The sequence below is a fragment of the Pseudomonas rhodesiae genome, assembly GCF_013285305.1.
GTDB classification, from domain to species: domain Bacteria; phylum Pseudomonadota; class Gammaproteobacteria; order Pseudomonadales; family Pseudomonadaceae; genus Aquipseudomonas; species Aquipseudomonas rhodesiae.
This window is the reverse complement of the sequence record NZ_CP054205.1, coordinates 3810329-3834536: the sequence shown is the minus strand read 5'-3', so window position 1 is coordinate 3834536 and position 24208 is coordinate 3810329. Positions and strand designations below refer to the sequence as shown.

Genomic DNA, 24208 nt, shown 5'->3' with positions numbered 1-24208 from the left:
CGGCTGCTCAAGCTTGTAGCCCATCGAATGTACGATCCAAGGAGCGCTGCCATGTCACTCAAACCGTTTTTATTGATCCCCGCCCTGAGCGCCGTATTGCTGTTATCGGCCTGTGCCGGGCCGATGCCCAAGGCGGACCCGAGCGAGGCCTGGATCGGCCTTAAAGAGGAGGCGCCCAATGACCTGCTGGCCGAACGTGTAGACGGCAAGCGCGTGGACGACGGACGCTTCTTCGAGGTGACACCGGGGGACCATCGCTTGGACGTGACGCTGTTCGAGGACGAACCCGGTGACGACAATCAGCAAGACTGCCAGGGTCGTGTCCATTACAAGCATTTCAAGGCGGGCGAGCACTACACCTTGGTGGAGTCCAGCCTGGGGATGACCGTACGCGCCACCCTAAAGGATGCACAAGGTCACGAAGTGGCGACGGCACAGGACTTCAATTGCATGCCTGGTTAAGCGTGACGCACCACCGCTTTGTGAGGCTTAGCGGGTTTGACGTGGGGGTGATGGTGCCGGCGGGTAATGCGCAACACCCCCCACAACATGGCGCCGGCTACCGCCAGCCAACCGCAGATCAACAGGAAAATCGTCGTTGCAAGGCTCATTTGGGCCTCCTTCGCCCCGCAGGGGGCACACACAGTCTTCTCAATGGACAGTCTAGCTACCTGGCGGTTGCCTGCTATTGACCAATGGTCGTGTCTGTCCAACGAGTTCGCTATATCCAGGCCCAACAGAAACGTGATTGGGCTATGATCAGCGCCCTCACCGACGTCTGATCAAGAGAGTGGAAAAGTGCGGTTACGGTCGAATCTTCCAACGTCCCTGCTGCTGGCCTTCACCCTGGGGCTCACCGCGTGTGCCGGGCACCCCTCAAAACTAGCGGGCCTGCCTGAGCGGGTCGAACTCAATGGCGTGCCGACCTTTCGCAGCGAGGTCTATCAAAGCGGCCCTGCTGCATTAGCCAGCATGCTGTCGCAACAAGGCATTGTGATGACACCGGGGCTGCTGGATAAACCGCTGCATTTGCCTGGCGGCGAGGCAAACCTGGAGCGCACGATGCCGCAATTGGCGCGCGAATATGGGCTGATGGTGTACCCGTTGGAGGCCAAGTTGACCGCCGTGCTGGCGCAGGTGGCCGCGGGTTATCCGGTGATGGCACGCCTCGGCGGCGGGCTCTGGTCCGACGCGCGGTATGTCGTGGTGGTGGGCTTCAATCAGCAAAAGAGCACGGTGTTACTGCGCTCGGGCATGGACCGGCGGCTATTGATGAGCTTCAGCGATTTTGAATCGAAATGGGCCAGTGCCGGACATTGGGCGATCCTCACCCAGCGCCCGAGCCAGTTGCCGGCCAATGTGGATGCGCAGCGCTGGCGCGAGGCGGCCGATGCCACGGCCCAAGCCGGGCAGGAGCGGGCGGCAGCGCAGGCGCTTAAAGTCTTGGCGGATCACCGATAACAATGGGGGCAGGGCGCAGAGCCCCTCCCATCGGTTCTTCGGTGTTATTCAGCGCCGGACCTCGGCGGCATTCGCGCGGTTTTTCAGGTTTTTGTCGGCTTTGTAGCGCAACGCGACATCCGGCACCGCGCCGCCCTTGCCGGTCTCGACCCAACTGCGGATACGGCTGGCGTCGGCGAAGTGGGTGTACTTGCCGAAAGCATCGAGGATCACCAGCGACACCGGTCGGTTGCCCATGCTGGTCACCAGCACCAGGCAATGGCCGGCTTGGTTGGTGAAGCCGGTCTTGGTCAGCTTGATATCCCAGTTGGCGCGGTTGATCAGATGGTCAGTGTTGGAGAAACCCAGGGTGTAGTTGGGCTTGCGGAAGGCTACGGTCTTTTCCTTGGTGGTGCTCAACTGGCTCAACATCGGGTACTTGCGCGCAGCGGCCAACAGCTTGCTCAAGTCGCGAGCGGTGGATACGTTGTGGATCGACAGGCCAGTGGGTTCGACATAGTGGGTGCTGGTCATGCCGAGGGCCTTGGCCTTGGCGTTCATCGCCGCGATAAACGCCGAATAGCCGCCCGGATAGTGGTGGGCCAGGCTGGCGGCGGCACGGTTTTCCGAGGACATCAGCGCGATCAGCAGCATTTCTTTGCGCGGCATTTCGCTGCCGATCTTCACGCGGGAGAACACACCTTTCATTTCTGGCGTATCGGTGATGTTGATATCGATGTACTCGTCCATGTTTTGCTTGGCTTCGAGGACGATCAGACCGGTCATCAGCTTGCTTACAGACGCAATGGGCACCACCACGTCGGGGTTGCTGGCATAGATGACTTTGTTGGTTTGCAAGTCGACCAGCATGGCGCTGCCGGAAGCGATTTGCAGTTTGGAAGGATCGCGGGGCGCCAGGGCGGTTTCGGCGGCATGCGCGATAGTCCCTGTGAATGCGAAAAATAGGCTGATGATGGAAAGACGAATTTTCACGCGGATGAACTCGCTAAAAAGTAAGAAATACCGTTAGGAAAACGGGTTTTTGATAAATGGCGTTACATTTTAGGAGTATGGATCAGAAACTGTCGAATGTTCTTACAGAACCAGACGAAAGTGCTTAAAAACAAAGAAAAAACAGGTTTTATTCCGGCTAATAAAAAGCCCCGCGATAAGGCGGGGCTTCTTCAGTACATGCGGTTATTAATCGTGCAGGGTTTCCGCGGCGTACAGGGTATTTTCCAGCAGGCAGGCGCGAGTCATCGGGCCGACGCCGCCTGGCACCGGCGTGATCCAGCCGGCGCGGGGCAGTGCGGTGTCGTAGACTACGTCGCCCACCAGCTTGCCGTCTTCCTGGCGATTGATGCCGACGTCGATAACGATTGCACCCTCTTTGATCCACTCACCTTTGACCAGGCCCGGCTTGCCGGCGGCAACCACCACCAGGTCGGCGCGTCCGACGTGGCCGGCGAGGTCCTTGGTGAAACGATGGGTCACAGTCACGGTGCAGCCGGCCAGCAACAGCTCCATGGCCATCGGGCGACCGACGATGTTCGACGCGCCCACCACCACTGCATCGAGACCGTACAGGTCGACACCGGTGCTTTCCAGCAGGGTCATGATGCCTTTGGGGGTGCAGGGGCGCAGCAGCGGGATGCGCTGTGCCAGGCGCCCGACGTTATAAGGATGGAAACCGTCGACGTCCTTGTCCGGGCGAATGCGCTCAAGCAATTTGGACGCGTCCAGGTGATCCGGCAGGGGCAGTTGCAGTAGCACACCGTCTATCGTCGGGTCCTCGTTGAGGCTGTCGATCAGGTCGGTCAGGGCCTGCTGGGTGGTCTGCGCGGGCAGGTCGTAGGCCTTGGAAATAAAGCCGACCTCTTCACAGTCTTTACGCTTGTGCGAGACATAAACCTGAGACGCAGGATCGCTGCCGACCAGGATCACCGCGAGTCCCGGTGTGCGCAGGCCTTGCTGGCTGCGCTCTGCGACCCGTTTGGCGATCTGCTGGCGCAGGCTGGCGGCGATTGATTTGCCGTCGATAAGTTGTGCAGTCATTACGCGTGATTAACCATCGAGAGGGGGAAGAAAAGTGCGCGCATTCTCGCACGCCAAGACGTGAGGGCAAAGGCGCTTGGTCTGCAAATTGCCCTAACTCCTTAAATAAAATGAATTTTTTTCAAAAAAGATTTGACGGGTTTCAGAGCGCTCTATACTATTCGTCGCACTTGTCGGGCACAGCCTAGCACTGGTTAAGAAGGTCAAGCAGAATCACTGTTCTGTAAGGCTGGAAGCATTTAGTTTGTAATCCTCCAAGAGTACAGATTAATAAGGCGCCCGTAGCTCAGCTGGATAGAGCATCCGCCTTCTAAGCGGATGGTCGCAGGTTCGAGTCCTGCCGGGTGCGCCATTAGGCAGCTTTGGCACAAGTAGCGCTATATGGTGGGCGTAGCTCAGTTGGTAGAGCACGGGATTGTGACTCCCGTTGTCGAGGGTTCGATCCCCTTCGTCCACCCCATATTTTGAAAGGCGCCAGATTTTACAGTCTGGCGCCTTTGCTTTAAGAGCTTCAAGCGCGGATGTGGTGGAATTGGTAGACACACTGGATTTAGGTTCCAGCGCCGCAAGGCGTAAGAGTTCGAGTCTCTTCATCCGCACCAATCAAAGCTTTGTTCGGTCGTAAGATCGAGCAGGGCTCAACAAAGAAGTGGTTTGGTTTCTTTGTTAACGCAATATGGTGGGCGTAGCTCAGTTGGTAGAGCACGGGATTGTGACTCCCGTTGTCGAGGGTTCGATCCCCTTCGTCCACCCCATATTCGAAAGGCGCCAGATTTAACAGTCTGGCGCCTTTTTTGGTTTTAGCGGTTCGGATCGTGGGCGGCCGTAGCTACCGGATCGCAGTGTCAGGGATGGAAGTGATGGCCTCTTCTATATATAGAAGAGGCGGCACAGAGCCCTGGCATGATTGGCTGTATTTGTCAGCGGGGCGAGGAGCAGCAGTGCTCTCGTGCCGATAAATTGCCGGCTGTTTGCGAGCATATTTCCAGTAGGGTGACTTCTTGAGTTTGACCCACTAGAATGCATGCCCTTGATTGGGGTCGGAAATGGCCGGCTAACGTCTGTGCAACGAGGAATATCCATGCAAGTTTCTGTTGAAAATACTACTGCTCTCGAGCGCCGCCTGAGCATCACCGTGCCGGCAGAGCGTATCGAGACTGCGGTCAACAAGCGTCTGCAGCAGACTGCCCAGAAGGCCAAGATCGCTGGTTTCCGTCCAGGCAAAGTGCCGATGAGCGAAATCAAGCGTCGTTTTGGTGCCGATGCGCGTCAGGAAGCTGTTGGTGACGTCATTCAGGCTTCTTTCTACGAAGCCGTTGTCGAGCAAAAGCTGAACCCAGCCGGCTCGCCTTCGATCGAGCCTAAGTCCCTGGAAGCAGGCAAGGACCTGGAATACGTAGCCGTATTCGAAGTGTTCCCTGAATTCGAAGTTGCCGGCTTCGAGGGTATCGCTATCGAGCGCCTGAGCGCTGAAGTGGCCGATTCCGATCTGGACAACATGCTGGAAATCCTGCGCAAGCAGAACACCCGTTTTGAAGTGGTCGAGCGTGCCGCCCAGAACGAAGACCAACTGAACATCGACTTCGTTGGCAAGGTTGACGGCGAAGTATTCGCTGGCGGTTCTGCCAAGGGCACTCAGCTGGTGTTGGGTTCCAACCGCATGATCCCTGGTTTCGAAGATGGCCTGGTTGGCGCTAAAGCCGGCGAAGAGCGCGTTTTGAACCTGACCTTCCCGGCTGACTATCAGAACCTGGACCTGGCCGGTAAAACCGCCGAGTTCACCGTGACCGTCAACAGCGTTTCCGAGCCTAAGCTGCCAGAGCTGAATGAAGAGTTCTTCGCTCAGTTCGGTATTAAAGAAACCGGCATCGAAGGTTTCCGCGCCGAAGTTCGCAAGAACATGGAGCGTGAGCTACGCCAGGCCATCAAGTCCAAGGTGAAGAACCAAGTCATGGACGGTCTGCTGGCCGCCAACCCGATCGAAGTACCTAAGGCTCTGCTGTCCAATGAAGTGGATCGCCTGCGCGTTCAAGCGGTTCAGCAGTTTGGTGGCAACATCAAGCCTGATCAACTGCCTGCCGAGCTGTTCGAAGAGCAAGCCAAGCGTCGCGTAGTGCTGGGTTTGATCGTGGCTGAAGTGGTCAAGCAATTTGACCTCAAGCCTGACGAAGATCGCGTTCGTGAAATGATCCAGGAGATGGCTTCGGCCTACCAGGAGCCTGAGCAGGTCGTGGCTTGGTACTACAAGAACGACCAGCAACTGAACGAAGTACGTTCGGTTGTGCTGGAAGAACAAGTTGTGGATACTGTTCTGCAGAAGGCTAAGGTGACCGATAAAGCGGTCTCTTACGAAGAAGCAGTCAAACCGGCGGAAGCAGCACAAGCCGACTGATTGTCCAACTCGTTGGAAATACAACCATAAGCCAGCCTCGCGCTGGCTTATGCGTTTTCAAGACATGACTATTTGGGAGTAACTGCAGAGCATGTTCCGTAATTCCTATATTCAGCAGAACTCTGATATCCAGGCCGCCGGCGGCCTGGTCCCGATGGTTGTCGAGCAGTCCGCTCGTGGCGAACGCGCCTACGACATCTACTCGCGCCTGCTCAAGGAGCGAGTGATCTTTCTGGTTGGTCCGGTAGAGGACTACATGGCCAACCTGATTTGCGCGCAACTGCTGTTCCTTGAAGCGGAAAACCCGGACAAGGACATCCATCTTTACATCAACTCGCCGGGTGGTTCGGTGACTGCGGGCATGTCGATCTACGACACCATGCAGTTCATCAAGCCAAACGTGTCGACCACTTGTATCGGCCAGGCGTGCAGCATGGGCGCATTCCTGCTGACTGCGGGTGCTCCGGGCAAGCGTTTCTGTCTGCCGAACTCCCGCGTGATGATTCACCAGCCATTGGGTGGTTTCCAGGGTCAGGCGTCGGATATCGAGATCCACGCCAAGGAAATCCTCTTCATCCGCGAGCGTTTGAATACGCTGATGGCCAAGCACAGTGGTCGCACGCTGGAAGAAATCGAGCGTGATACCAACCGTGACAATTTCATGAGTGCGGAAATGGCGCGTGAATACGGGTTGATCGACGCAGTGATTGACCACCGCCCCGCATAATATAAGCCGCTCAAAATAAGGTGGGTCGGCGTAGCCGATCATCGGCGGGCTTGAAAAAGCCCGCATAAGCCTTCATCTTGTGTTGCAAGCCTATCGGATTTGGATCGAACGAATGACTGACACCCGCAACGGCGAGGACAACGGCAAGCTGCTCTATTGCTCCTTCTGTGGCAAAAGCCAGCATGAAGTACGCAAATTGATTGCCGGCCCCTCGGTCTTTATCTGCGACGAGTGCGTCGACCTGTGCAATGACATCATCCGCGAGGAGGTGCAGGAAGCCCAGGCCGAAAGCAGCGCGCATAAATTGCCTTCGCCCAAAGAAATCAGCGGCATTCTTGACCAGTATGTGATCGGTCAAGAGCGCGCCAAGAAGATTCTGGCCGTAGCGGTGTACAACCACTACAAGCGCTTGAATCAGCGTGACAAGAAAGGTGAAGAGGTCGAACTCGGCAAGAGCAACATCTTGCTGATCGGTCCCACAGGTTCGGGTAAGACCCTGCTTGCGGAGACCCTCGCTCGCCTGCTGAACGTTCCCTTCACCATCGCTGACGCGACCACCCTCACCGAGGCTGGCTACGTGGGCGAGGACGTCGAGAACATCATTCAGAAATTGCTGCAAAAATGTGATTACGATGTAGAGAAGGCCCAGATGGGTATTGTCTACATCGACGAAATCGACAAGATTTCGCGCAAATCCGACAACCCGTCCATCACCCGGGACGTGTCCGGTGAGGGTGTGCAGCAAGCGCTGTTGAAACTGATTGAAGGCACGGTTGCATCCGTACCGCCGCAAGGTGGCCGCAAGCACCCGCAGCAGGAATTCCTTCAGGTTGATACACGTAATATTCTGTTCATCTGTGGCGGTGCGTTCTCCGGTCTGGAAAAGGTTATTCAAAACCGTTCCACCCGTGGCGGCATCGGTTTCAGTGCGGAAGTGCGCAGCAAGGAAGAAGGTAAGAAAGTGGGCGAGTCCCTGCGTGAAGTCGAGCCTGACGATTTGGTCAAGTTCGGTCTGATCCCGGAATTTGTCGGCCGTCTGCCGGTCCTGGCTACGTTGGATGAGCTGGATGAGGCTGCTCTGATTCAGATCCTCACCGAGCCGAAAAACGCCCTGACCAAGCAATACGCCAAGCTTTTCGAAATGGAAGGTGTAGACCTCGAGTTCCGTACCGATGCGCTCAAATCTGTAGCGAAGCGGGCACTGGAGCGTAAGACCGGTGCGCGCGGTTTGCGCTCGATCCTCGAAGGTGTGTTGCTCGACACCATGTATGAAATCCCCTCGCAGTCCGAGGTGAGTAAAGTGGTGATCGACGAAAGCGTTATAGAGGGTAAGTCCAAGCCACTGTATATCTATGAAAACAGTGAGCCGGCTGCCAAGGCTGCGCCAGACGCGTAAGCGTTTCGCGGTTTCGGTACAGACAAAGGGGCCTCCAGGGGCCCCTTTGTTTTTTTGTAGGTTCTTACTGCGTTTAACTGCCGGCAATAAGCTTGTTTTTTTTGCATGCAGCCCCCATCTTGGCTTCATGCTTACTTTTGAACTGTCATAGAGGCGAAATCATGAAGACCACCATCGAATTGCCTCTCCTGCCGTTGCGTGATGTTGTCGTCTATCCGCACATGGTTATCCCGCTGTTCGTGGGGCGCGAGAAGTCTATCGAAGCCCTCGAGGCCGCGATGACGGGCGACAAGCAGATCCTGCTGTTGGCCCAGAAAAATCCAGCTGATGATGATCCAGGCGAAGACGCCCTGTATCGGGTCGGCACTGTTGCTACTGTTCTGCAATTGCTCAAACTGCCGGATGGCACCGTCAAGGTGCTGGTGGAAGGCGAGCAACGCGGCGCGGTTGAACGCTTCATGGAGGTGGATGGCCACCTACGTGCCGAGGTGGCGTTGATCGATGAGATCGAGGCCCCGGAGCGCGAGTCTGAAGTGTTTGTACGCAGTCTGCTCTCGCAATTCGAGCAGTATGTACAGTTGGGCAAGAAAGTCCCGGCTGAAGTCCTATCTTCTCTTAATAGCATTGATGAGCCCAGCCGCCTGGTCGATACCATGGCTGCCCATATGGCGCTGAAGATCGAACAGAAGCAGGACATCCTCGAAATCATCGACCTGCCGGCTCGCGTCGAGCATGTGCTGGCGTTGTTGGATGCTGAAATCGACCTGCTGCAGGTTGAAAAGCGCATTCGTGGCCGCGTTAAGAAGCAGATGGAACGCAGCCAGCGTGAGTACTACCTGAATGAGCAGATGAAGGCCATTCAGAAAGAGCTCGGCGACAGCGAGGAAGGCCACAACGAAATCGAAGAGCTGAAAAAGCGCATCGATGCCGCAGGTCTACCTAAAGATGCATTGACCAAAGCCACCGCCGAGCTGAACAAGCTCAAGCAAATGTCGCCGATGTCGGCCGAAGCCACCGTGGTGCGCTCCTACATCGACTGGCTGGTGCAGGTGCCGTGGAAGGCTCAGACCAAGGTGCGCCTGGACCTGGCCCGCGCCGAAGACATTCTCGACGCCGACCACTACGGCCTTGAAGAGGTCAAGGAGCGCATCCTTGAATACCTCGCCGTACAGAAGCGCGTGAAGAAAATCCGCGGGCCGGTGCTGTGCCTGGTCGGGCCGCCTGGCGTGGGCAAGACCTCTCTGGCCGAATCCATCGCCAATGCCACCAACCGTAAATTCGTCCGTATGGCTCTGGGTGGCGTGCGGGATGAGGCGGAAATTCGTGGCCATCGCCGCACCTATATCGGTTCGATGCCAGGAAGATTGATTCAAAAGATGACCAAAGTCGGCGTGCGCAATCCGCTGTTCTTGCTCGATGAAATCGACAAGATGGGCAGCGACATGCGTGGCGATCCGGCCTCGGCCTTGCTCGAGGTTCTCGATCCTGAGCAAAACCACAATTTCAACGACCATTACCTCGAAGTCGATTACGACTTATCCGACGTCATGTTCCTGTGCACCTCCAACTCCATGAATATTCCGCCGGCGCTGCTGGATCGGATGGAGGTGATTCGTCTGCCGGGTTACACCGAAGACGAGAAGATCAACATCGCGGTCAAGTACCTCGCGCCCAAGCAGACATCGGCCAATGGCCTGAAGAAGGGCGAGATTGAGTTCGAGGTCGAAGCGATTCGCGACATCGTGCGTTACTACACCCGCGAGGCCGGTGTGCGGGGGCTTGAGCGCCAGATCGCGAAGATCTGCCGCAAGGCGGTCAAAGAGCATGCTTTGGAAAAACGCTTCGCGGTGAAGGTCACGGCCGACTCCCTGGAGCACTTCCTGGGCGTGCGCAAATTCCGTTACGGGCTGGCTGAGCAGCAGGATCAGGTCGGGCAGGTGACGGGTTTGGCGTGGACTCAAGTGGGAGGTGAGCTGCTGACCATTGAGGCTGCGGTGATTCCTGGCAAGGGCCAGTTGATCAAGACCGGTTCCCTGGGGGATGTGATGGTCGAGTCCATCACCGCCGCGCAGACCGTGGTGCGCAGTCGCGCTCGGAGCCTGGGGATTCCCTTGGACTTCCACGAGAAGCACGACACCCATATCCATATGCCGGAAGGGGCGACCCCGAAGGATGGTCCAAGCGCGGGCGTGGGCATGTGCACCGCGCTGGTGTCGGCATTGACCGGTATTCCGGTACGCGCTGATGTAGCCATGACTGGGGAAATTACTCTGCGTGGTCAAGTATTGGCCATTGGTGGTCTGAAAGAGAAATTGCTTGCCGCGCACCGGGGTGGAATCAAGACAGTGATCATTCCTGAAGAGAATGTTCGCGACTTGAAGGAAATTCCTGACAATATCAAGCAAGATCTTCAGATTAAACCCGTTAAATGGATTGACGAGGTCCTGCAAATTGCGCTGCAATACGCGCCGGAGCCCTTGCCGGATGTGGCCCCGGAGATAGTTGCTAAGGACGAAAAACGAGAGTCTGATTCCAAGGAAAGAATTAGCACGCATTAATGCGAATAAGCCTGGAGGCTTCCTTGACAGCTTTTTAGAGCCCTTGTTATAAAGCGGCTCTTAAGTGTCTGTAGGCCATTCAGCACTGGTTTTTGCTTTCACCAAAAAACTTAGAATCATACTCAATAGATATATAAGGGGACTTAGAGTGAACAAGTCGGAACTGATTGATGCTATCGCTGCATCCGCTGATATCCCGAAAGCTGCTGCTGGCCGTGCGCTGGATGCAGTAATCGAATCCGTCACTGGCGCTCTTAAGGCCGGCGACTCCGTGGTACTGGTAGGCTTCGGTACTTTCTCTGTGACTGACCGCCCAGCTCGCACTGGCCGCAACCCACAGACTGGCAAAGCACTGCAAATCGCTGCTGCCAAGAAACCAGGTTTCAAAGCCGGTAAAGCCCTGAAAGAAGCCGTCAACTAAGTTTCGATCAAGCCTTACCTACCCGGGTCAGACGCAGGTCTGGCCTGGCAGCGGAGCGGCAGCTGACCCACGTATCCATTGGGTCGCCACGCCGGGGGTGTGGGTTCAAACCCCCGTCCGCTCCGCCAGTTACGAGAAGGCGCATCCTCGGATGCGCCTTTCTTCTATCCGGACTCTACCCACGCTCCACGGTTGCCAATTTTTGAAGTTCAACCGTTTCTGGGGGACGCATGCTGCAAAATATCAGGGACAATTCACAAGGCTGGATTGCCAAGACCATTATCGGGATCATCGTCGCATTGATGGCGTTCACCGGTATCGAAGCGATTTTCCAGGCTTCGACCAACACCAAGCAGGACGTGGCCAAGGTCAACGGTGAAACCATCACCCAGACCGAACTGAGCCAGGCCGTCGACATGCAACGGCGCCAGCTGATGCAACAGCTGGGCAAAGATTTCGATGCTTCGCTGCTGGACGAAAAACTGCTGCGCGAGGCGGCCCTCAAGGGTCTTATCGATCGCAAGCTGCTGCTGCAAGGTGCCGCCGATTCCAAGTTTGGCTTCTCTGAAGCCGCGCTGGATCAGGTGATCCTGCAGACACCGGAATTCCAGGTGGATGGCAAATTCAGTCCAGAACGATTTGATCAGGTGATTCGTCAACTGGGCTATACCCGTTTGCAATTCCGTCAGATGCTGACGCAAGAAATGCTTATCGGCCAGGTTCGCGCAGGTATCGCCGGCAGTGGTTTCGTAACCGACGCCGAGGTGCTGGCTTTTGCCCGTCTGGAGAAACAGACCCGCGATTTCGCCACCGTCAACATCAAGGCCAATCCTGCAGCGGTGAAGCTGACCGACGAGGAGGTCAAGGCCTACTACGATCAGCACGCCAAAGAGTTCATGACCCCTGACCAAGTGGTCATCGATTACCTCGAGTTGAAGAAGTCGTCCTTCTTTGATCAGGTCAACGTCAAGGACGATGAGCTGCAGGCGGCTTATCAAAAGGAAATCGCCAACCTCGCTGAACAGCGTCGTGCCGCGCATATCCTGATTGAAGTCAACGACAAGGTCACCGACGCTCAGGCGAAAGCGAAGATCGAAGAAATCCAGGCACGCCTGGCCAAAGGTGAGAAGTTCGAAGCCTTGGCCAAGGAGTTCTCTCAGGACCCCGGTTCGGCCAGCAACGGCGGCGACCTCGGTTTCGCCGGCCCTGGCGTTTACGATCCGGATTTCGAAACCGCCCTGTACGCGTTGAGCAAAGACCAGGTCTCGGCACCGGTGCGCACCACCTTTGGTTGGCACTTGATCAAGCTGCTGGGGGTTGAAGCACCTGAGGTGCCGACTTTTGCCAGCCTGAAAGACAAGCTGACCCGCGAGCTGAAGACTCAGCAGGTCGAGCAGCGTTTCGTCGAAGCCACCAAGCAGTTGGAGGATGCGGCGTTCGAAGCGTCCGACCTGGCTCAGCCGGCGTCTGACCTCAAGCTCACTGTGCATACCTCGGCGCCATTTGGCCGTGACGGCGGTGAAGGGGTCGCGGCTAACAGGGCCGTGGTGACCGCCGCATTCAGCCCGGAAGTGCTGGATGAAGGCGCTAACAGTAGCGCCATCGAGCTGGACCCTGAAACCATCATCGTGCTGCGTGCCAAGGAGCACCGCAAACCTGCGCAATTGCCGCTGGAGAGCGTTGCCACGGCAATCCGTGCACAGATGACCAAGGAGCGCGCCAGCGCGGCGGCCAAGACCCATGCCGACGAGCTGATTGCCAGCCTGCGTGATGGCAAGACCCCGTTGAACCAGCCGATTGACGGTCAGGCGTGGAAAGTTACCGAAGCGGCTACCCGCGGCCAGGAAGGGATTGATCCTGCCGTGCTGCAAGCCTTGTTCCGCATGCCAAAGCCTGCGTCCAAGGACAAGCCGACCTTCACCACCGTGACCCTGGCCGATGGTAGTCTGATGATCGTGCGGTTGAACGGTGTCAACGAAGCAGCTGCCCCATCGGACGAAGAAAAGGCGCAATACCGCCGCTTCCTCGCTTCCCGTGTCGGTCAACAGGACTTCGCGGCTTACCGTAAACAGTTGGAAACCAAGGCTGACATCAAGAAATACTGATGCCGGCTTGAACAAAAAGCCCCCGGCCTGAAAAGTCCGGGGGCTTTTTCTTGGGTGTTCGTTCAGGGGGGCGTAGTCAACCTGTGACGTTTTACCGACAGGAATACGCGCGCCTGCCCCTCGTTCTGTTGCACAATACCGCCCAGATCGTTTTCCTCAGGATTATCAATGTCGACATCATTTCACTTGCGCAGCCTCGGGTTGGCGTTGGTGTTGGCGGGCGCCGCGGGCTGCTCGTCACCCAAGACCGCTATTTATGAACATGAGAACTTCGACGATTCCGGCACCTTTTCCCGGGACTACCCGGTCAGCGATGTGGCGGCGTGCGAAGCCGCACGGCGTGCGTTGCTGAGCCAGGGCTACATCATCACCAGCAGCGACCCAAAACTGGTGGTGGGCAACAAGAGCTTCCAGCAGAGTGGCGAAACCCATTTGCAGATCAGTTTCAACGTGGTGTGTGCCGACGACGGCAAAGGCAAGAAACATTCAACGATGTTTGCCAACGCCTTGCAGGACCGCTACGCGCTGAAGAAGGTCAACAACTCGGCGAGCCTGGGAGTGGGGGTGCTGGGTTCGGTGTCGATGCCGATCGGCTCCACCGATGACTCCATGGTCAAGGTCGCCAGTGAAACGGTGTCCGCGCCCAAGTTCTATGAGCGCTACTTTGCGCTGGTGGACGTGTTCCTGCCCCAGGAAGTGAAGAAGGCCGAGCATATTCCGGAGAAGCCGAAGGCTGAACTGGGGGTGCCAGAGCCTAAAACCGAGCCGGCCGCCGAGAAAGTCGAGGCGCCCAAGGAACAGCCAGCTGAGCCTGCCGCCTCGCAACCGCTCGCTCCACCGGTAGAACCCGCGCCGATTGCGCCTCAGGCGGCGCCCGAAGCAGTCCCCGCGCCAGAACCTACGCCGGCTCCCGCGCCGACCAATCCCGACCTGCCCGCGCCGACAGAAGCCATTCCCCCGCTGCCTACGCCTGCACAGTAATCAACACGCTACGGGATCGACGCTGATCCCGTAGCGGCGAGTGCCTCCACTGCCTCCCTGGGCTAAATCACCGACCTGCTGCTACGTTTAATCCTCAAGTGCAGAAACGTCATGGCGCTGACTTTTTTTCGTCATCACGGCACTTTAGGCTGAATATGCGGGTCATTTGCTAAGGCCGCTCTACACCGGCTTTTCTCATCCAAAACAGGGAGCACACCATGGACGATTATCAAGAAGAGCTGTTGGAGTATCAGGCGTTTGAACTGGACCCTTTGGATCCGGCCGACGATGCCACCGAGCTGTAACACCGACCTTAGGCGGAATGCCGCTGACTGCGGCGAAACTCCCCTGGGGTCTGGTTGTTCCATCGCCTGAACGCGCGTTGAAAGGCCTGGGCTGAGGCAAACCCGAGCAAGTAGGCGATTTCGCCGAAGGCCAGTTCCGTATCGCGGATATAGGTCATGGCCAGGTCGCGGCGGGTGTCATTGAGAATTGCGCGAAACTGGGTGCCTTCTTCCGCCAGTTTGCGTCGCAGGGTCCAGGTCGGCAGCTTCAAGCGTGCCGCCACTTCTTCCAGGTCGGGTTCCCGACCGCCATTGAGCATCGGCCCGAGCAAACGGGTAATGCGCTCGCTCAGGCTGCGAGTGCGGGTCAACTGCTCCAACTCCCGTTCGCACAATTGCAGCAACAGGTGCCAGGTACTTGGGCAATGTTGCGGGTTGCGCAGGGCCAGGGTGGCTTGGCTCAGACGCAGTTGGTTCAGATCAGCACCGAATTGCACAGGGCTATCGCCCAGCAGGCTATAGCGTTCGCTGTAGTCGGGGGCTTGAAATTCGATCTCGATCCGCTGGGCCTGCACCGGTTGCTGGGCCAGGCTGGACAATTGATGCAGCCAGCCAGCAATGATCGAGTCGACCACAAAGCGGTTGTAGGCGTTATACGGGCTGATGGAGTAGAAGCGCAGCCAAGCGCCTTGGGCGTCCTCGTGAAAGCTCGATTGCCCGCGGTAGTTGGAGCCGTACAGCGGCTCAAAGCGCGTCAGCGTGCGTGCGGCCTCGCGTACGGTAGGCGCTTGAGCGGCGGTTACACCGGCTAGTCCAGCCTGGCTCAGACGGCTGAGCTGGCCCATGCGCAGGCCCAGGGCAGGGTCGCCGGTGAGCTGTATGGCGGCGTGGCCCAGTCGCATATAGCGGGGGATCGACAACCGCGCGCCGGCTTCGGCCAATCGCGCCGGGTCGAGGCCGTATTGCAGCAGCAGGGGTTGCGGGTCCAGGCCATGGCTGTGCACCGCGTCGGCCAAGGTGTGCACGAAGCCCACCGACAAGTCCCCCAGACGCACTGGTTTCACAGCGTTACAGCCAGATATTCAGCATGCGCGCGCCACGGGCGTCGCCATCGGCGCTGATCTGCCCGTTGCTGCTGAGGAAGCTGTGCCCCGCAGTGCCCAGGTCCCAGAACTGCCCGCGTAGAAACACGCTCATGCCGGCGCTGGCCTGGCTGACGGGTTGCTGGCTGATCAGCGTGAGCCGGCGCCAAGCCTCGCCCTCACTGAGTTCCTCGGGCTTGAGGCTGACTTCCGGCGGCGTGGAAACGCTCTTGAAGCCGCGCCATGGCCGGTCCCAGGTCTCGCGGCCGAGCACGAATGCCGGCACGGCGATCAACTGGGCGCCGCTGTCGTTGAGTTTGCGGTAATTGTCCGGGTACCAGCTGTCGCTGCCCACCAATATGCCCAGGCGACCCGCCGGCGTGTCCACCACATTGACTACGTTTTCGTCACCTGGCTGGATAAATTCGCGCTCGTCGTAGATCGGGTAGAGCTGACGCTGGGGATCGCCGATGGGCAAGCCGTCGGCAGCGAATACCACGCTGGCGTTGTACAGGGCGCCGTGGCCGATCTGCAGTTGCCGTTGGCTGATGCTCGGGTTGGGCAGGGCGATGGAGCCGGCCACCAGGGTCACGCCGAACTCTTTGGCCAGCCCGCCGAACAGTACCTGATAGTCGCGAGCCATGGCGGGCGCTTTCATGCGCAGGTAGGCGTCGTCCATGCGGTCGGCGCCGGTGGCGCTGATCCAGGCGCGCAGGAACTGCACCGGGTTGCTGATCGATAGCCAGTTCATAGCCTCCTTGAGGTGCAGCGCTTGATAGACCTCGTTCTTTTCGCCGGTGAGCATCAGCCAGGTGCCGATGTGTTCGGGCAGCACCACAATGGTCTTGTCGTTGATCAAGCCTTGGTCGCGGGCGTTTTGCAGATACGCGGCGAGTTTCAGGTGCAGGCGTTCCAGGCTCTGGTAGTCGGCGGGAAACAGCTCCGGCTGGATGCCTAGTAGGTTGCCTCTGTCGGCTGGTACGCCTTCGTTGACGGCCAGGGTGATGCGCAGGTCCGACAGGTAATGCGCCACAGGGCGCTCCTGGGTCCAGACCAGATACGCGGTGACGGCGGCAACCAGGGCCAGGGTGACGGTGAACGCTAGAAGTTTACGCATGGGCAACAGACAACAGACCGGGTGCTGGGTTCGGCGTCTAGGGTAGGGCCCATGCCTTGGCTTGCCAAGGGGCGCTGTACATTTGGATCAATAACTTGTCAGTTTCAGTCATTGAGCAGTCGGTAACCGCCTCTTAGTCTGTGGGGCATAAACCGATGGTTGGCCATTCGAGCCGGCCACGTCCCGTGATGACCTGCCGTGGAGCTGTACCATGACCGCCGCTGCTTACCCGCATCTGCTGGCCCCGTTGGACCTGGGCTTTACCACTTTGCGCAACCGTACCCTGATGGGGTCGATGCACACCGGCCTGGAAGAAAAACCCGGCGGTTTCGAGCGCATGGCCGCCTATTTCGCCGAGCGCGCTCGGGGTGGCGTGGGTTTGATGGTCACCGGCGGTATTGGCCCCAACGATGAGGGCGGTGTGTACGCCGGCGCGGCCAAGTTGACCACCGAGGAAGAAGCCCAGAAGCACAAAATCGTGACCCAAGCGGTGCATGCGGCGGGCGGTAAGATCTGCATGCAGATCCTCCACGCCGGGCGGTATGCCTACAGTCCCAAGCAAGTGGCACCGAGCGCGATCCAGGCGCCGATCAACCCGTTCAAGCCCAAGGAGTTGGACGAGGAAGGCATCGAAAAACAGATCCAGGATTTCGTCACTTGCTCGCGGCTGGCTCAGGTCGCCGAGTACGATGGCGTAGAAATCATGGGCTCTGAAGGCTACTTCATTAACCAGTTCCTCGCCGCGCACACCAACCACCGCACCGACCGTTGGGGCGGCAGCTACGAGAACCGCATGCGCCTGGCCGTGGAAATCGTGCGTCGTGTGCGCGAAGCGGTGGGTCCGAATTACATTATTATCTTCCGCCTGTCGATGCTCGACCTGGTGGAAGGTGGCAGCACCTGGGAAGAAATCGTGCAACTGGCCAAGGCCATCGAGCAGGCCGGTGCGACCATCATCAACACCGGTATCGGCTGGCACGAAGCACGCATCCCGACCATTGCCACTAAAGTGCCGCGTGGCGCGTTCAGCAAAGTCACCGCCAAGTTGCGCGGCGCGGTACAGATCCCGCTGATCACCACCAACCGCATCAATACCCCGGAGATTGCCGAGCGCATCCTGGCCGAAGGCGATGCCGACATGGTGTCGATGGCGCGGCCGTTCCTTGCCGACCCCGAGTTCGTCAACAAGGCGGCCGCCGGGCGTGCCGATGAGATCAACACCTGCATCGGCTGCAACCAGGCGTGCCTGGATCACACCTTCGGCGGCAAGCTGACCACCTGCCTGGTCAACCCCCGTGCGTGTTACGAAACCGAGCTTAACTACCTGCCGGTCAAACAGATCAAGAAAATTGCCGTGGTCGGTGCCGGCCCCGCGGGTCTGGCGGCGGCGACGGTGGCCGCCGAGCGTGGGCACCAAGTGACCCTGTTCGATGCCGCCAGCGAGATCGGCGGTCAGTTCAATATCGCCAAACGCGTGCCAGGCAAAGAAGAATTCTTCGAAACCCTGCGCTACTTCAAACGCAAATTGCAGACCACCCATGTCGAGGTGTGCCTCAATACCCGCGTGGACGTGGCGCAACTGGCGGCCGGCGGTTATGACGAAATCATCCTGGCCACCGGCATTGCGCCGCGCACCCCGGCTATCCCAGGGATCGACAACCCCAAGGTGCTGAGCTACCTGGACGTGATCCTCGAACGCCAGCCGGTCGGCCAGCGCGTGGCGGTGATCGGCGCCGGCGGCATTGGCTTCGACGTATCGGAGTTCCTAGTGCATCAGGGCGTGTCCACCAGCCTGGACCGTGAGGCGTTCTGGAAGGAATGGGGTATCGACACCCAACTGCAGGCCCGTGGCGGTGTGGCCGGTATCAAGCCCCAGCCCCATGCGCCGGCGCGAGAAGTGTTCCTGCTGCAACGCAAGGCTTCCAAGGTCGGCGATGGCCTGGGCAAGACCACTGGTTGGATCCACCGCACCGGCTTGAAGAACAAGCAGGTGCAGATGCTTAACAGCGTCGAGTACCTGAAGATCGATGACCAAGGCCTGCATATCCGTATCGGCGCCGAGGGCGAGCCGCAGTTATTGGCAGTGGACAACGTTGTGATCTGCGCCGGGCAGGACCCGCTGCGCGACTTGCACGACGGCCTGGTCGCCGCAGGGCAGAACGTGCACCTGATCGGCGGCGCGGACGTGGCGGCCGAGCTGGACGCCAAGCGCGCTATCAACCAAGGCTCGCGCCTCGCCGCCGAGCTGTAAGACCTTGAGCGGGGCGGTGCTAGACTACCGCCCCGTTTTCCAGGCAGATCCACCCCCATGGGCCCCTTCGATTGGCTTCCCATCGCTCCCCTTGAACCATTGCACCTCGATTGGCTGAACGGCATCGAGCTGGCTGTGCTGCGCCTGGACCGTATAGACCCCCTGATCAGCGGCAACAAGTGGTTCAAACTCACCGAGCATTTGAGGCAGGCAGAGCAGGCCGGTGCCCATGGCATCATCAGCCTGGGCGGGGCTTACTCCAACCATTTGCATGCCTTGGCGGCAGCGGGTGAGCGCTTTGGTTTCGCCACTGTCGGCCTGTTGCGCGGCCATCCTCAAGACACCCCCACCGTCCTCGACCTGAAAGCCTTTGGCATGCACCTGCATTGGCTAGGCTACGCCGGCTATCGCGCGCGTCACGGGGCGGACTTCTGGTTGCCGTGGCGTGAGCAATACCCGCAGTTGTATCCGGTGCCCGAAGGCGGCGGCGGGCTTCCCGGTGCGCTGGGTTGCGCGGTGCTGGTGGAACAGGTCCGTGGGCAATTGAGCAAGCTGGGTTGGAACGCTTACGACGCTTGGTGGCTGGCCGCCGGCACGGGGACGACCCTAGCAGGTTTGGCCCTGGCGGAAGCGGGCGCGCACCCGGTGTACGGTGCGATGGCGGTGCCGGATGATCACGGCGTGGCCCAGAATGTGGGGGCGATTGTGGCCGGTGGCTACGAATTGCTGGCGGCCAGCCGCGGTGGGTTTGCCAAGGTCGACGCGGCATTGCTGGACTTTATGCAAACCACCGAACGGGCCACTGGCCTGCCGTTGGAGCCGCTCTATACCGGCAAGGCGCTGTTGGCGTTAAAGCAGCAGATCGAGGCCGGGCGGTTCTCGCCCGGCACGCGTCTGATCTTTGTGCACACCGGTGGCTTGCAGGGCCGTCGCGGGTTCACAGGTTAGCGCGCTTACCCGGCATCATCCGCAGCGCGGTGTTATCGCGAATCACATAGTGGTGCACGATTCCCGCCAGCGCATGCAGGCCGATCAGCCAGTAGCCGATTTTGCCGAACAGCACATGCCAACCTTCGATCTCTTTGGCCAGCGCCTTGTTTTCAGCGATCAGCGGTGGCAGCTCAAGACCATAGAACATCACTGAATGCCCTTCGGCGCTGACGATCAGCCAACCGGCAATCGGCATGCCGATCATCAAGGCGTACAGCGCCCAGTGCATCAGTGTGGCCAGCAGGCTCTGCCATGGCGGCGGGGTGGGGATGATCTTTGGCGCGACCCCCAGGCTCCGGGCGAACAGGCGCAGCCACACCAGCACGAACACGGTGAGGCCGAACATAAAGTGCATTTCCACGATCAACGTGCGTGCGCCGCTGCCCTTGGGGAACTGCCCGCGTAGCTCAATGCAGGCGTAAACCACCGCCAGCAGCACCACCATCAACCAGTGCAGCGCAATCGACATGCTGCTGTAGCGCGTATCGGAATTTTTCCACGGCATCGCTGGGATCCTCATTGGTCAGGGCATGCCTTCGTTCTTTTGTGACGAAGTATTTCTACTGTAAGCCTGTTTCCAACGATTTGCCCGCTGCGATGGCCGTTGTTTTGACCTCAATCAGTGGCTTTGCGGTATTTCGCCGCGGGCCAGGCGTTGGTTGATGTCGGCGATGACCGCCGGCAGCTCGTTAATAGTGTCGATCAGGTAGTGGGGCCGCGAGCCTTCGAACATCGCTTCGATTCGCCTGCGTTCGCTGACCAGCGTGGCGGCGTCGAGGGCGCGAAATTGCGCATAGGTCAGCCCCAGCGCATTGCCGGAGCAGGTCAGCGCCACGGTCCACATGCCGGCGCGGCGGCCTTCGAGAATGCCCGGTACGGTGTCGTCGACTTTTACGCACGCTGCCACGTCGTCAATGCCCAGGGCGATCACATTCGCCAGAGCCTGGGCGGGCCATGGACGGCCATTGGGTACTTCGTCAGTGGCGACCACATGGTCGGCGACGTAGCCGTTGCGCGCGGCCAGGGCGACCACTTTGTCCATCACCTGCTTGGGGTAGCCGGAGCAAGAGCCGATCTTGATGTTCTGGGCACGCAATGTGGCGATGGTGTCGAGCGCGCCGGGGATCAGCGCCGAATGCTCGGCGATCTTCTCGATCTGCAGGGGCATAAAGCGCTTGTAAATGGCCGTCACGTCGTCATCGGAGGGCGTGCGCCCGAATGCCTGGCGGTAGCGCTCGGCCACCTGCGGCTGATTGCACAGGGTGCGGATATGGTCCCACTTGCCCATGCCCATCGGGCCCCGGGCTTCGTCGATGGATACCTGCACGCCGAACTCGGCGAAGGCCTCGACAAAAATCTGCGTGGGCGCGAAGGAGCCAAAGTCGACCACGGTGCCGGCCCAATCCAGGATCGCGGCCTGGAGCTTGGTGGGGTTTTGATAGTTCATGCGGGTACTCCGGACGCAGAGAGAAGAGGGATGTCCATGGCGCGCAATACCTGCGCGATGGCGGTTACGGCGGCGCGCATGTCGGTAGCGTCGACATGGCCGATGCAGCCGACGCGAAAGGTCTCCACCTGGGTCAATTTGCCGGGGTAGAGGATGAAACCCTTGGCCTTGACCCGTTCGTAGAACTCCTTGAACTGGTAGCGCGGGTGTTGCGGGGCGTGGAAGGTGACGATGATCGGTGCTTGGATCGCCGCCGGTAGGAAGCTGCGCAGGCCCAGCTCGGCCATGCCCTCAAGCAGCGTCTGACAATTGTGCGCGTAGCGCTGATGGCGCGCGGGCTGGCCGCCTTCTTCGTGGTATTGCAGCAGCGCTTCGTGCAGGGCCGCCACCACATGGGTGGGCGGGGTGAAGCGCCATTGGCCGGTTTCGGCCATGTAACGATGCTGCTCGAAAAGGTCCATCGCCAGGGAGTGGCAGTTGCCTTGAGCAGCGGCCAGCGCCTGTTTATCGACAAAGACAAAACCCATGCCCGGCACGCCTTCCAGGCACTTGCCTGAGGCCGCTATCAGCGCGTCGAACGGCACTTCGCGGGCATCGATCGGCAGCGCACCGAAGGAACTCATGGCGTCGACGATCAAGCGCTTGCCGTGGCTTTTTACCACCTGGGCGATGGCCGGCAGCGGGTTGAGAATGCCGGTGCTGGTTTCGCAATGGATCAGCGCGACATGGCTAATCGACGGATCGGCGTGCAGCAGGCGGTCCACATCGGCGGCGGTGGTGGGTTCGTCCTCGGCGGTTGCAAAGGTGCTGAATGCACGGCCGAGCACTTCGCATATCTTCGCCAGGCGTTTGCCGTAGGCGCCGTTGACCAGCACCAGCACCTTGCCATCCCGTGGCACCAAAGTGCCGATTGCTGCCTCGACGGCGAAGGTGCCGCTGCCCTGCAAGGGCACGCAGTGGTGGCTGTCGGCGCCATGAATGATTGCCAGCAACTGCGCGCGGACGCTGGCGGTGAGTTGGTTGAAGCGCTCATCCCAGGAACCCCAGTCCACCAGCATGGCCTGGCGGGTGCGGGCAGACGTGGTCAGGGGGCCTGGGGTCAACAGCATCGGCGCGGTAAGGAGCATCGTGGGTTCTCTTCAGCGTTGAGTTGAATCTACGGCGCTTACGTTGCGGTTTGGCGTGATATCAATCAAATTGTTTATTGTTATGCGAGCTATCAGCGAGGCCGATAAGCATGAACCTGTTTCAACTGCGTGCATTCGATGCCGTGGCCCGCGAGGGCAGTTTTACCCGTGCGGCGGCGCGGCTGTTTATCAGCCAGCCAGCGGTAACCGGGCATATCAAGGCCCTGGAGGAGCACTACCAGATTCCGCTGTTGCGCCGCACGGCGCGGCGGGTCGAGTTGACCGAGGAGGGCGCGCGGCTGGCGGCGATCACCCGGGCGATCTTCGGTCTGGTGGACGAGGCCCAGGCCCTGCTCGAAGCCAATCGCCAGTTACTCAGCGGGCGCCTGGAAGTGGCGGCGGACGGTCCGCACCTGGTCATGCCGATGATTGCCAGCCTGCGCGCGCGGTACCCGGGCATCACCGTCAACCTGCGGCTGGGCAATGCTCAGGAGACCTTGGCCGCGCTGTTGGCCGAGCATGCCGATGTGGCGGTGCTGACCGAGGTGGAACCCCGCCATGGCGTGCATTTGCAGCCCTTGGGCGAATCGCATATCTGCGCCTTGGTCCCGTCCAACCACCCGTGGACGGAACTGCCCAACGGCATCGAGCTGAAGCAACTCGATGAGGTGATCATGGTGCTGCGCGAGCCCAGTTCGATCACCCGCCGCACCTTTGATGCCGCCTGCCAAGCCGCCGCTGTGCAGCCCAAGGTGCTGCTGGAACTGGATAGCCGTGAGGCGGTGACCGAGGCGGTCGCCGCGCAATTGGGCGTCGGCGTGGTGTCGTCGATGGAGGTCAGCCAGGACCCGCGGGTGCGGGCGGTGCCGATCCGCGGCGCCGGGCTACTGAACCGGCACAGCCTCGGTTGCATGGAGCGACGTCGTTCCCTGCGCCTGATCCAAGCGTTTTTCGAGCTGGCGCCGTGACGGTTTTTTGGTGGAACGATGCGTTCTCGCGCTATAAACTCTGCCCCCAAAGCGCCGGCCAGTAGACGTTTCGGCGCGATGGACGAGAAGAGAGCGAGTCATGGGCGCACAGTGGAAAGTCAAACATAAAGAAGCGGCAGCCAATGCCAAGGGCAAAATCTTCGGCAAGCTGGTGAAAGAAATCACCATCGCCGCGCGCAACGGTGCCGACACCGCGACCAACGCCCACCTGCGTCTGGTGGTGGAGCAGGCCAAAAAAGCCTCGATGCCCAAGGAAACCCTGGACCGCGCCATCAAGAAAGGCGCCGGTCTGCTCGGCGAAACCGTGCAATACCACCGCGTGACCTACGAAGGGTTCGCGCCCCATCAGGTTCCGCTGATCGTCGAGTGTGTGACCGATAACATCAACCGCACCGTGGCGGAAATCCGCGTGGCATTCCGCAAAGGCCAACTGGGCGCTTCCGGTTCGGTAGCCTGGGACTTCAACCACGTCGGCCTGATCGAGGCCTCGCCGGACAGCCCGGACGCCGATCCTGAAATGGCCGCCATCGAAGCCGGCGCCCAGGATTTCGAGGACGGCGAAGAAGAGGGCACCACCCTGTTCATCACCGAAACCACCGACCTCGACGCCGTGCAAAAAGCCCTGCCGGAGCAAGGCTTCACCGTGCTATCGGCCAAGCTGGGCTACATCTCGAAGAATCCGGTGAGTGGTTTGACCGACGAGCAGATGGCTGAAGTCGAAGCCTTCCTCGAAGGCTTGGACAACCACGACGACGTGCAGGACATGTTCGTCGGCCTGGCGGGCTGATTGACGGCTGAGCAAGGTGGGAGGGGGCCAGCCCCCTCCCACATTTTGATCCAGGCAGG

At 59.4% G+C, this 24208-nt stretch carries 21 protein-coding genes and 4 tRNA genes; 17 read left to right on the top strand and 8 right to left on the bottom strand.

Annotated features, from left to right (window positions below; translation table 11 throughout):
• Positions 1-51 precede the first annotated feature (51 nt).
• The gene (locus tag HRH33_RS17270; RefSeq protein WP_167417727.1) at positions 52-462 is read left to right on the top strand and encodes a PA0061/PA0062 family lipoprotein; all 411 of its coding nucleotides are present in this window, start codon (positions 52-54) and stop codon (positions 460-462) included.
• On the opposite strand, the gene HRH33_RS17265 is transcribed toward HRH33_RS17270, so the two are convergent.
• Positions 459-611: a hypothetical protein gene (locus HRH33_RS17265; protein ID WP_167389900.1), complete on the bottom strand. Its 153-nt coding sequence runs from the start codon at positions 609-611 to the stop codon at positions 459-461. The genes HRH33_RS17270 and HRH33_RS17265 overlap by 4 nt on opposite strands.
• Before the next feature lie 187 nt (positions 612-798).
• Here HRH33_RS17265 and HRH33_RS17260 point away from each other — a divergent pair, with 187 nt between their 5' ends.
• Positions 799-1461: a peptidase C39 family protein gene (locus HRH33_RS17260; RefSeq protein ID WP_052198982.1), complete on the top strand. Its 663-nt coding sequence runs from the start codon at positions 799-801 to the stop codon at positions 1459-1461.
• Between the two features lie 48 nt (positions 1462-1509).
• On the opposite strand, the gene pbpG is transcribed toward HRH33_RS17260, so the two are convergent.
• Positions 1510-2433 (bottom strand): D-alanyl-D-alanine endopeptidase, encoded by a 924-nt coding sequence (pbpG, locus tag HRH33_RS17255; protein WP_034114272.1) that lies wholly within the window; start codon positions 2431-2433, stop codon positions 1510-1512.
• Positions 2434-2640: 207 nt separating this feature from the next.
• Entirely contained in the window at positions 2641-3495 is an 855-nt protein-coding gene (gene folD / locus HRH33_RS17250) for a bifunctional methylenetetrahydrofolate dehydrogenase/methenyltetrahydrofolate cyclohydrolase FolD (protein WP_034098858.1), read from the bottom strand.
• Positions 3496-3770: 275 nt separating this feature from the next.
• On the opposite strand from folD, the gene HRH33_RS17245 reads away from it, so the two are divergent.
• The 11 genes from HRH33_RS17245 (at position 3771) to HRH33_RS17195 (ending at position 14075) form a co-directional block, all read left to right on the top strand.
• Positions 3771-3847, top strand: a tRNA-Arg gene (locus HRH33_RS17245).
• A gap of 32 nt (positions 3848-3879) precedes the next feature.
• Positions 3880-3955: transfer RNA gene (locus tag HRH33_RS17240), tRNA-His, on the top strand.
• Positions 3956-4012: 57 nt separating this feature from the next.
• Positions 4013-4097: transfer RNA gene (locus HRH33_RS17235), tRNA-Leu, on the top strand.
• A gap of 77 nt (positions 4098-4174) precedes the next feature.
• A tRNA-His gene (locus HRH33_RS17230) sits at positions 4175-4250 on the top strand.
• 326 nt (positions 4251-4576) lie between these two features.
• The gene (tig, locus tag HRH33_RS17225) at positions 4577-5887 is read left to right on the top strand and encodes a trigger factor (RefSeq protein WP_034138643.1); all 1311 of its coding nucleotides are present in this window, start codon (positions 4577-4579) and stop codon (positions 5885-5887) included.
• Positions 5888-5978: 91 nt separating this feature from the next.
• Positions 5979-6614: an ATP-dependent Clp endopeptidase proteolytic subunit ClpP gene (gene clpP, locus HRH33_RS17220; RefSeq protein ID WP_034098854.1), complete on the top strand. Its 636-nt coding sequence runs from the start codon at positions 5979-5981 to the stop codon at positions 6612-6614.
• 112 nt (positions 6615-6726) lie between these two features.
• The gene (gene clpX, locus HRH33_RS17215; protein ID WP_034098852.1) at positions 6727-8010 is read left to right on the top strand and encodes an ATP-dependent Clp protease ATP-binding subunit ClpX; all 1284 of its coding nucleotides are present in this window, start codon (positions 6727-6729) and stop codon (positions 8008-8010) included.
• A 161-nt stretch (positions 8011-8171) separates the two neighbouring features.
• On the top strand, positions 8172-10568 hold the full coding sequence (lon, locus tag HRH33_RS17210) for an endopeptidase La (RefSeq protein ID WP_034138642.1): 2397 nt from the start codon (positions 8172-8174) through the stop codon (positions 10566-10568).
• 133 nt (positions 10569-10701) lie between these two features.
• A complete protein-coding gene (locus HRH33_RS17205; RefSeq protein ID WP_221034285.1) occupies positions 10702-10989 on the top strand; it encodes an HU family DNA-binding protein in 288 nt (95 codons plus the stop codon).
• Between the two features lie 230 nt (positions 10990-11219).
• A complete protein-coding gene (locus HRH33_RS17200) occupies positions 11220-13094 on the top strand; it encodes a SurA N-terminal domain-containing protein (protein WP_167417728.1) in 1875 nt (624 codons plus the stop codon).
• A gap of 168 nt (positions 13095-13262) precedes the next feature.
• The gene (locus tag HRH33_RS17195) at positions 13263-14075 is read left to right on the top strand and encodes a DUF2242 domain-containing protein (protein WP_167417729.1); all 813 of its coding nucleotides are present in this window, start codon (positions 13263-13265) and stop codon (positions 14073-14075) included.
• A gap of 313 nt (positions 14076-14388) precedes the next feature.
• Here HRH33_RS17195 and HRH33_RS17190 read toward each other — a convergent pair whose 3' ends face one another.
• Positions 14389-15423: an AraC family transcriptional regulator gene (locus HRH33_RS17190; RefSeq protein WP_123479680.1), complete on the bottom strand. Its 1035-nt coding sequence runs from the start codon at positions 15421-15423 to the stop codon at positions 14389-14391.
• A 4-nt stretch (positions 15424-15427) separates the two neighbouring features.
• Positions 15428-16558 (bottom strand): carbon-nitrogen hydrolase family protein, encoded by a 1131-nt coding sequence (locus HRH33_RS17185; RefSeq protein ID WP_094066506.1) that lies wholly within the window; start codon positions 16556-16558, stop codon positions 15428-15430.
• Between the two features lie 211 nt (positions 16559-16769).
• Between HRH33_RS17185 and HRH33_RS17180 the strand changes: the two genes are divergently transcribed.
• Together HRH33_RS17180 and HRH33_RS17175 are read left to right on the top strand one after the other, a co-directional pair.
• Positions 16770-18809: an NADPH-dependent 2,4-dienoyl-CoA reductase gene (locus HRH33_RS17180; protein ID WP_173603532.1), complete on the top strand. Its 2040-nt coding sequence runs from the start codon at positions 16770-16772 to the stop codon at positions 18807-18809.
• Between the two features lie 57 nt (positions 18810-18866).
• Positions 18867-19757 carry a 1-aminocyclopropane-1-carboxylate deaminase/D-cysteine desulfhydrase gene (locus tag HRH33_RS17175; protein WP_167417731.1) on the top strand — a complete coding sequence of 297 codons (891 nt, stop codon included), beginning with the start codon at positions 18867-18869 and terminating at the stop codon, positions 19755-19757.
• Here HRH33_RS17175 and HRH33_RS17170 read toward each other — a convergent pair.
• The 3 genes from HRH33_RS17170 to HRH33_RS17160 form a co-directional block, all read right to left on the bottom strand.
• On the bottom strand, positions 19747-20304 hold the full coding sequence (locus HRH33_RS17170; RefSeq protein ID WP_167417732.1) for a cytochrome b: 558 nt from the start codon (positions 20302-20304) through the stop codon (positions 19747-19749). The two genes, HRH33_RS17175 and HRH33_RS17170, sit on opposite strands and share 11 nt — an antisense overlap.
• A 114-nt stretch (positions 20305-20418) precedes the next feature.
• Positions 20419-21246, bottom strand: a complete 828-nt coding sequence (gene phnX / locus HRH33_RS17165; protein WP_167417733.1) for a phosphonoacetaldehyde hydrolase — start codon at positions 21244-21246, stop codon at positions 20419-20421.
• Entirely contained in the window at positions 21243-22373 is a 1131-nt protein-coding gene (locus HRH33_RS17160) for a 2-aminoethylphosphonate--pyruvate transaminase (RefSeq protein WP_167417734.1), read from the bottom strand. The genes phnX and HRH33_RS17160 overlap by 4 nt, the downstream gene beginning before the upstream one ends.
• Positions 22374-22483: 110 nt before the next feature.
• On the opposite strand from HRH33_RS17160, the gene HRH33_RS17155 reads away from it, so the two are divergent.
• Together HRH33_RS17155 and HRH33_RS17150 are read left to right on the top strand one after the other, a co-directional pair.
• Complete coding sequence (locus tag HRH33_RS17155; protein WP_040268766.1) at positions 22484-23341, top strand: LysR substrate-binding domain-containing protein; 858 nt, start codon at positions 22484-22486, stop codon at positions 23339-23341.
• A gap of 100 nt (positions 23342-23441) precedes the next feature.
• Positions 23442-24149: a YebC/PmpR family DNA-binding transcriptional regulator gene (locus tag HRH33_RS17150; RefSeq protein WP_034098834.1), complete on the top strand. Its 708-nt coding sequence runs from the start codon at positions 23442-23444 to the stop codon at positions 24147-24149.
• The last annotated feature ends 59 nt before the right edge of the window (positions 24150-24208 follow it).

What these genes read in the sequence shown, in the direction of transcription:
- HRH33_RS17270 (WP_167417727.1), top strand. Translation starts at nt 52, where the DNA reads ATGTCACTCAAACCGTTTTTATTGATCCCCGCCCTGAGCGCCGTATTG.
- HRH33_RS17265 (WP_167389900.1), bottom strand. Translation starts at nt 611, where the DNA reads ATGAGCCTTGCAACGACGATTTTCCTGTTGATCTGCGGTTGGCTGGCG.
- folD (WP_034098858.1), bottom strand. Translation starts at nt 3,495, where the DNA reads ATGACTGCACAACTTATCGACGGCAAATCAATCGCCGCCAGCCTGCGC.
- tig (WP_034138643.1), top strand. Translation starts at nt 4,577, where the DNA reads ATGCAAGTTTCTGTTGAAAATACTACTGCTCTCGAGCGCCGCCTGAGC.
- clpP (WP_034098854.1), top strand. Translation starts at nt 5,979, where the DNA reads ATGTTCCGTAATTCCTATATTCAGCAGAACTCTGATATCCAGGCCGCC.
- clpX (WP_034098852.1), top strand. Translation starts at nt 6,727, where the DNA reads ATGACTGACACCCGCAACGGCGAGGACAACGGCAAGCTGCTCTATTGC.
- lon (WP_034138642.1), top strand. Translation starts at nt 8,172, where the DNA reads ATGAAGACCACCATCGAATTGCCTCTCCTGCCGTTGCGTGATGTTGTC.
- HRH33_RS17200 (WP_167417728.1), top strand. Translation starts at nt 11,220, where the DNA reads ATGCTGCAAAATATCAGGGACAATTCACAAGGCTGGATTGCCAAGACC.
- HRH33_RS17195 (WP_167417729.1), top strand. Translation starts at nt 13,263, where the DNA reads ATGTCGACATCATTTCACTTGCGCAGCCTCGGGTTGGCGTTGGTGTTG.
- HRH33_RS17185 (WP_094066506.1), bottom strand. Translation starts at nt 16,558, where the DNA reads ATGCGTAAACTTCTAGCGTTCACCGTCACCCTGGCCCTGGTTGCCGCC.
- HRH33_RS17180 (WP_173603532.1), top strand. Translation starts at nt 16,770, where the DNA reads ATGACCGCCGCTGCTTACCCGCATCTGCTGGCCCCGTTGGACCTGGGC.
- HRH33_RS17175 (WP_167417731.1), top strand. Translation starts at nt 18,867, where the DNA reads ATGGGCCCCTTCGATTGGCTTCCCATCGCTCCCCTTGAACCATTGCAC.
- HRH33_RS17170 (WP_167417732.1), bottom strand. Translation starts at nt 20,304, where the DNA reads ATGCCGTGGAAAAATTCCGATACGCGCTACAGCAGCATGTCGATTGCG.
- phnX (WP_167417733.1), bottom strand. Translation starts at nt 21,246, where the DNA reads ATGAACTATCAAAACCCCACCAAGCTCCAGGCCGCGATCCTGGATTGG.
- HRH33_RS17160 (WP_167417734.1), bottom strand. Translation starts at nt 22,373, where the DNA reads ATGCTCCTTACCGCGCCGATGCTGTTGACCCCAGGCCCCCTGACCACG.
- HRH33_RS17155 (WP_040268766.1), top strand. Translation starts at nt 22,484, where the DNA reads ATGAACCTGTTTCAACTGCGTGCATTCGATGCCGTGGCCCGCGAGGGC.
- HRH33_RS17150 (WP_034098834.1), top strand. Translation starts at nt 23,442, where the DNA reads ATGGGCGCACAGTGGAAAGTCAAACATAAAGAAGCGGCAGCCAATGCC.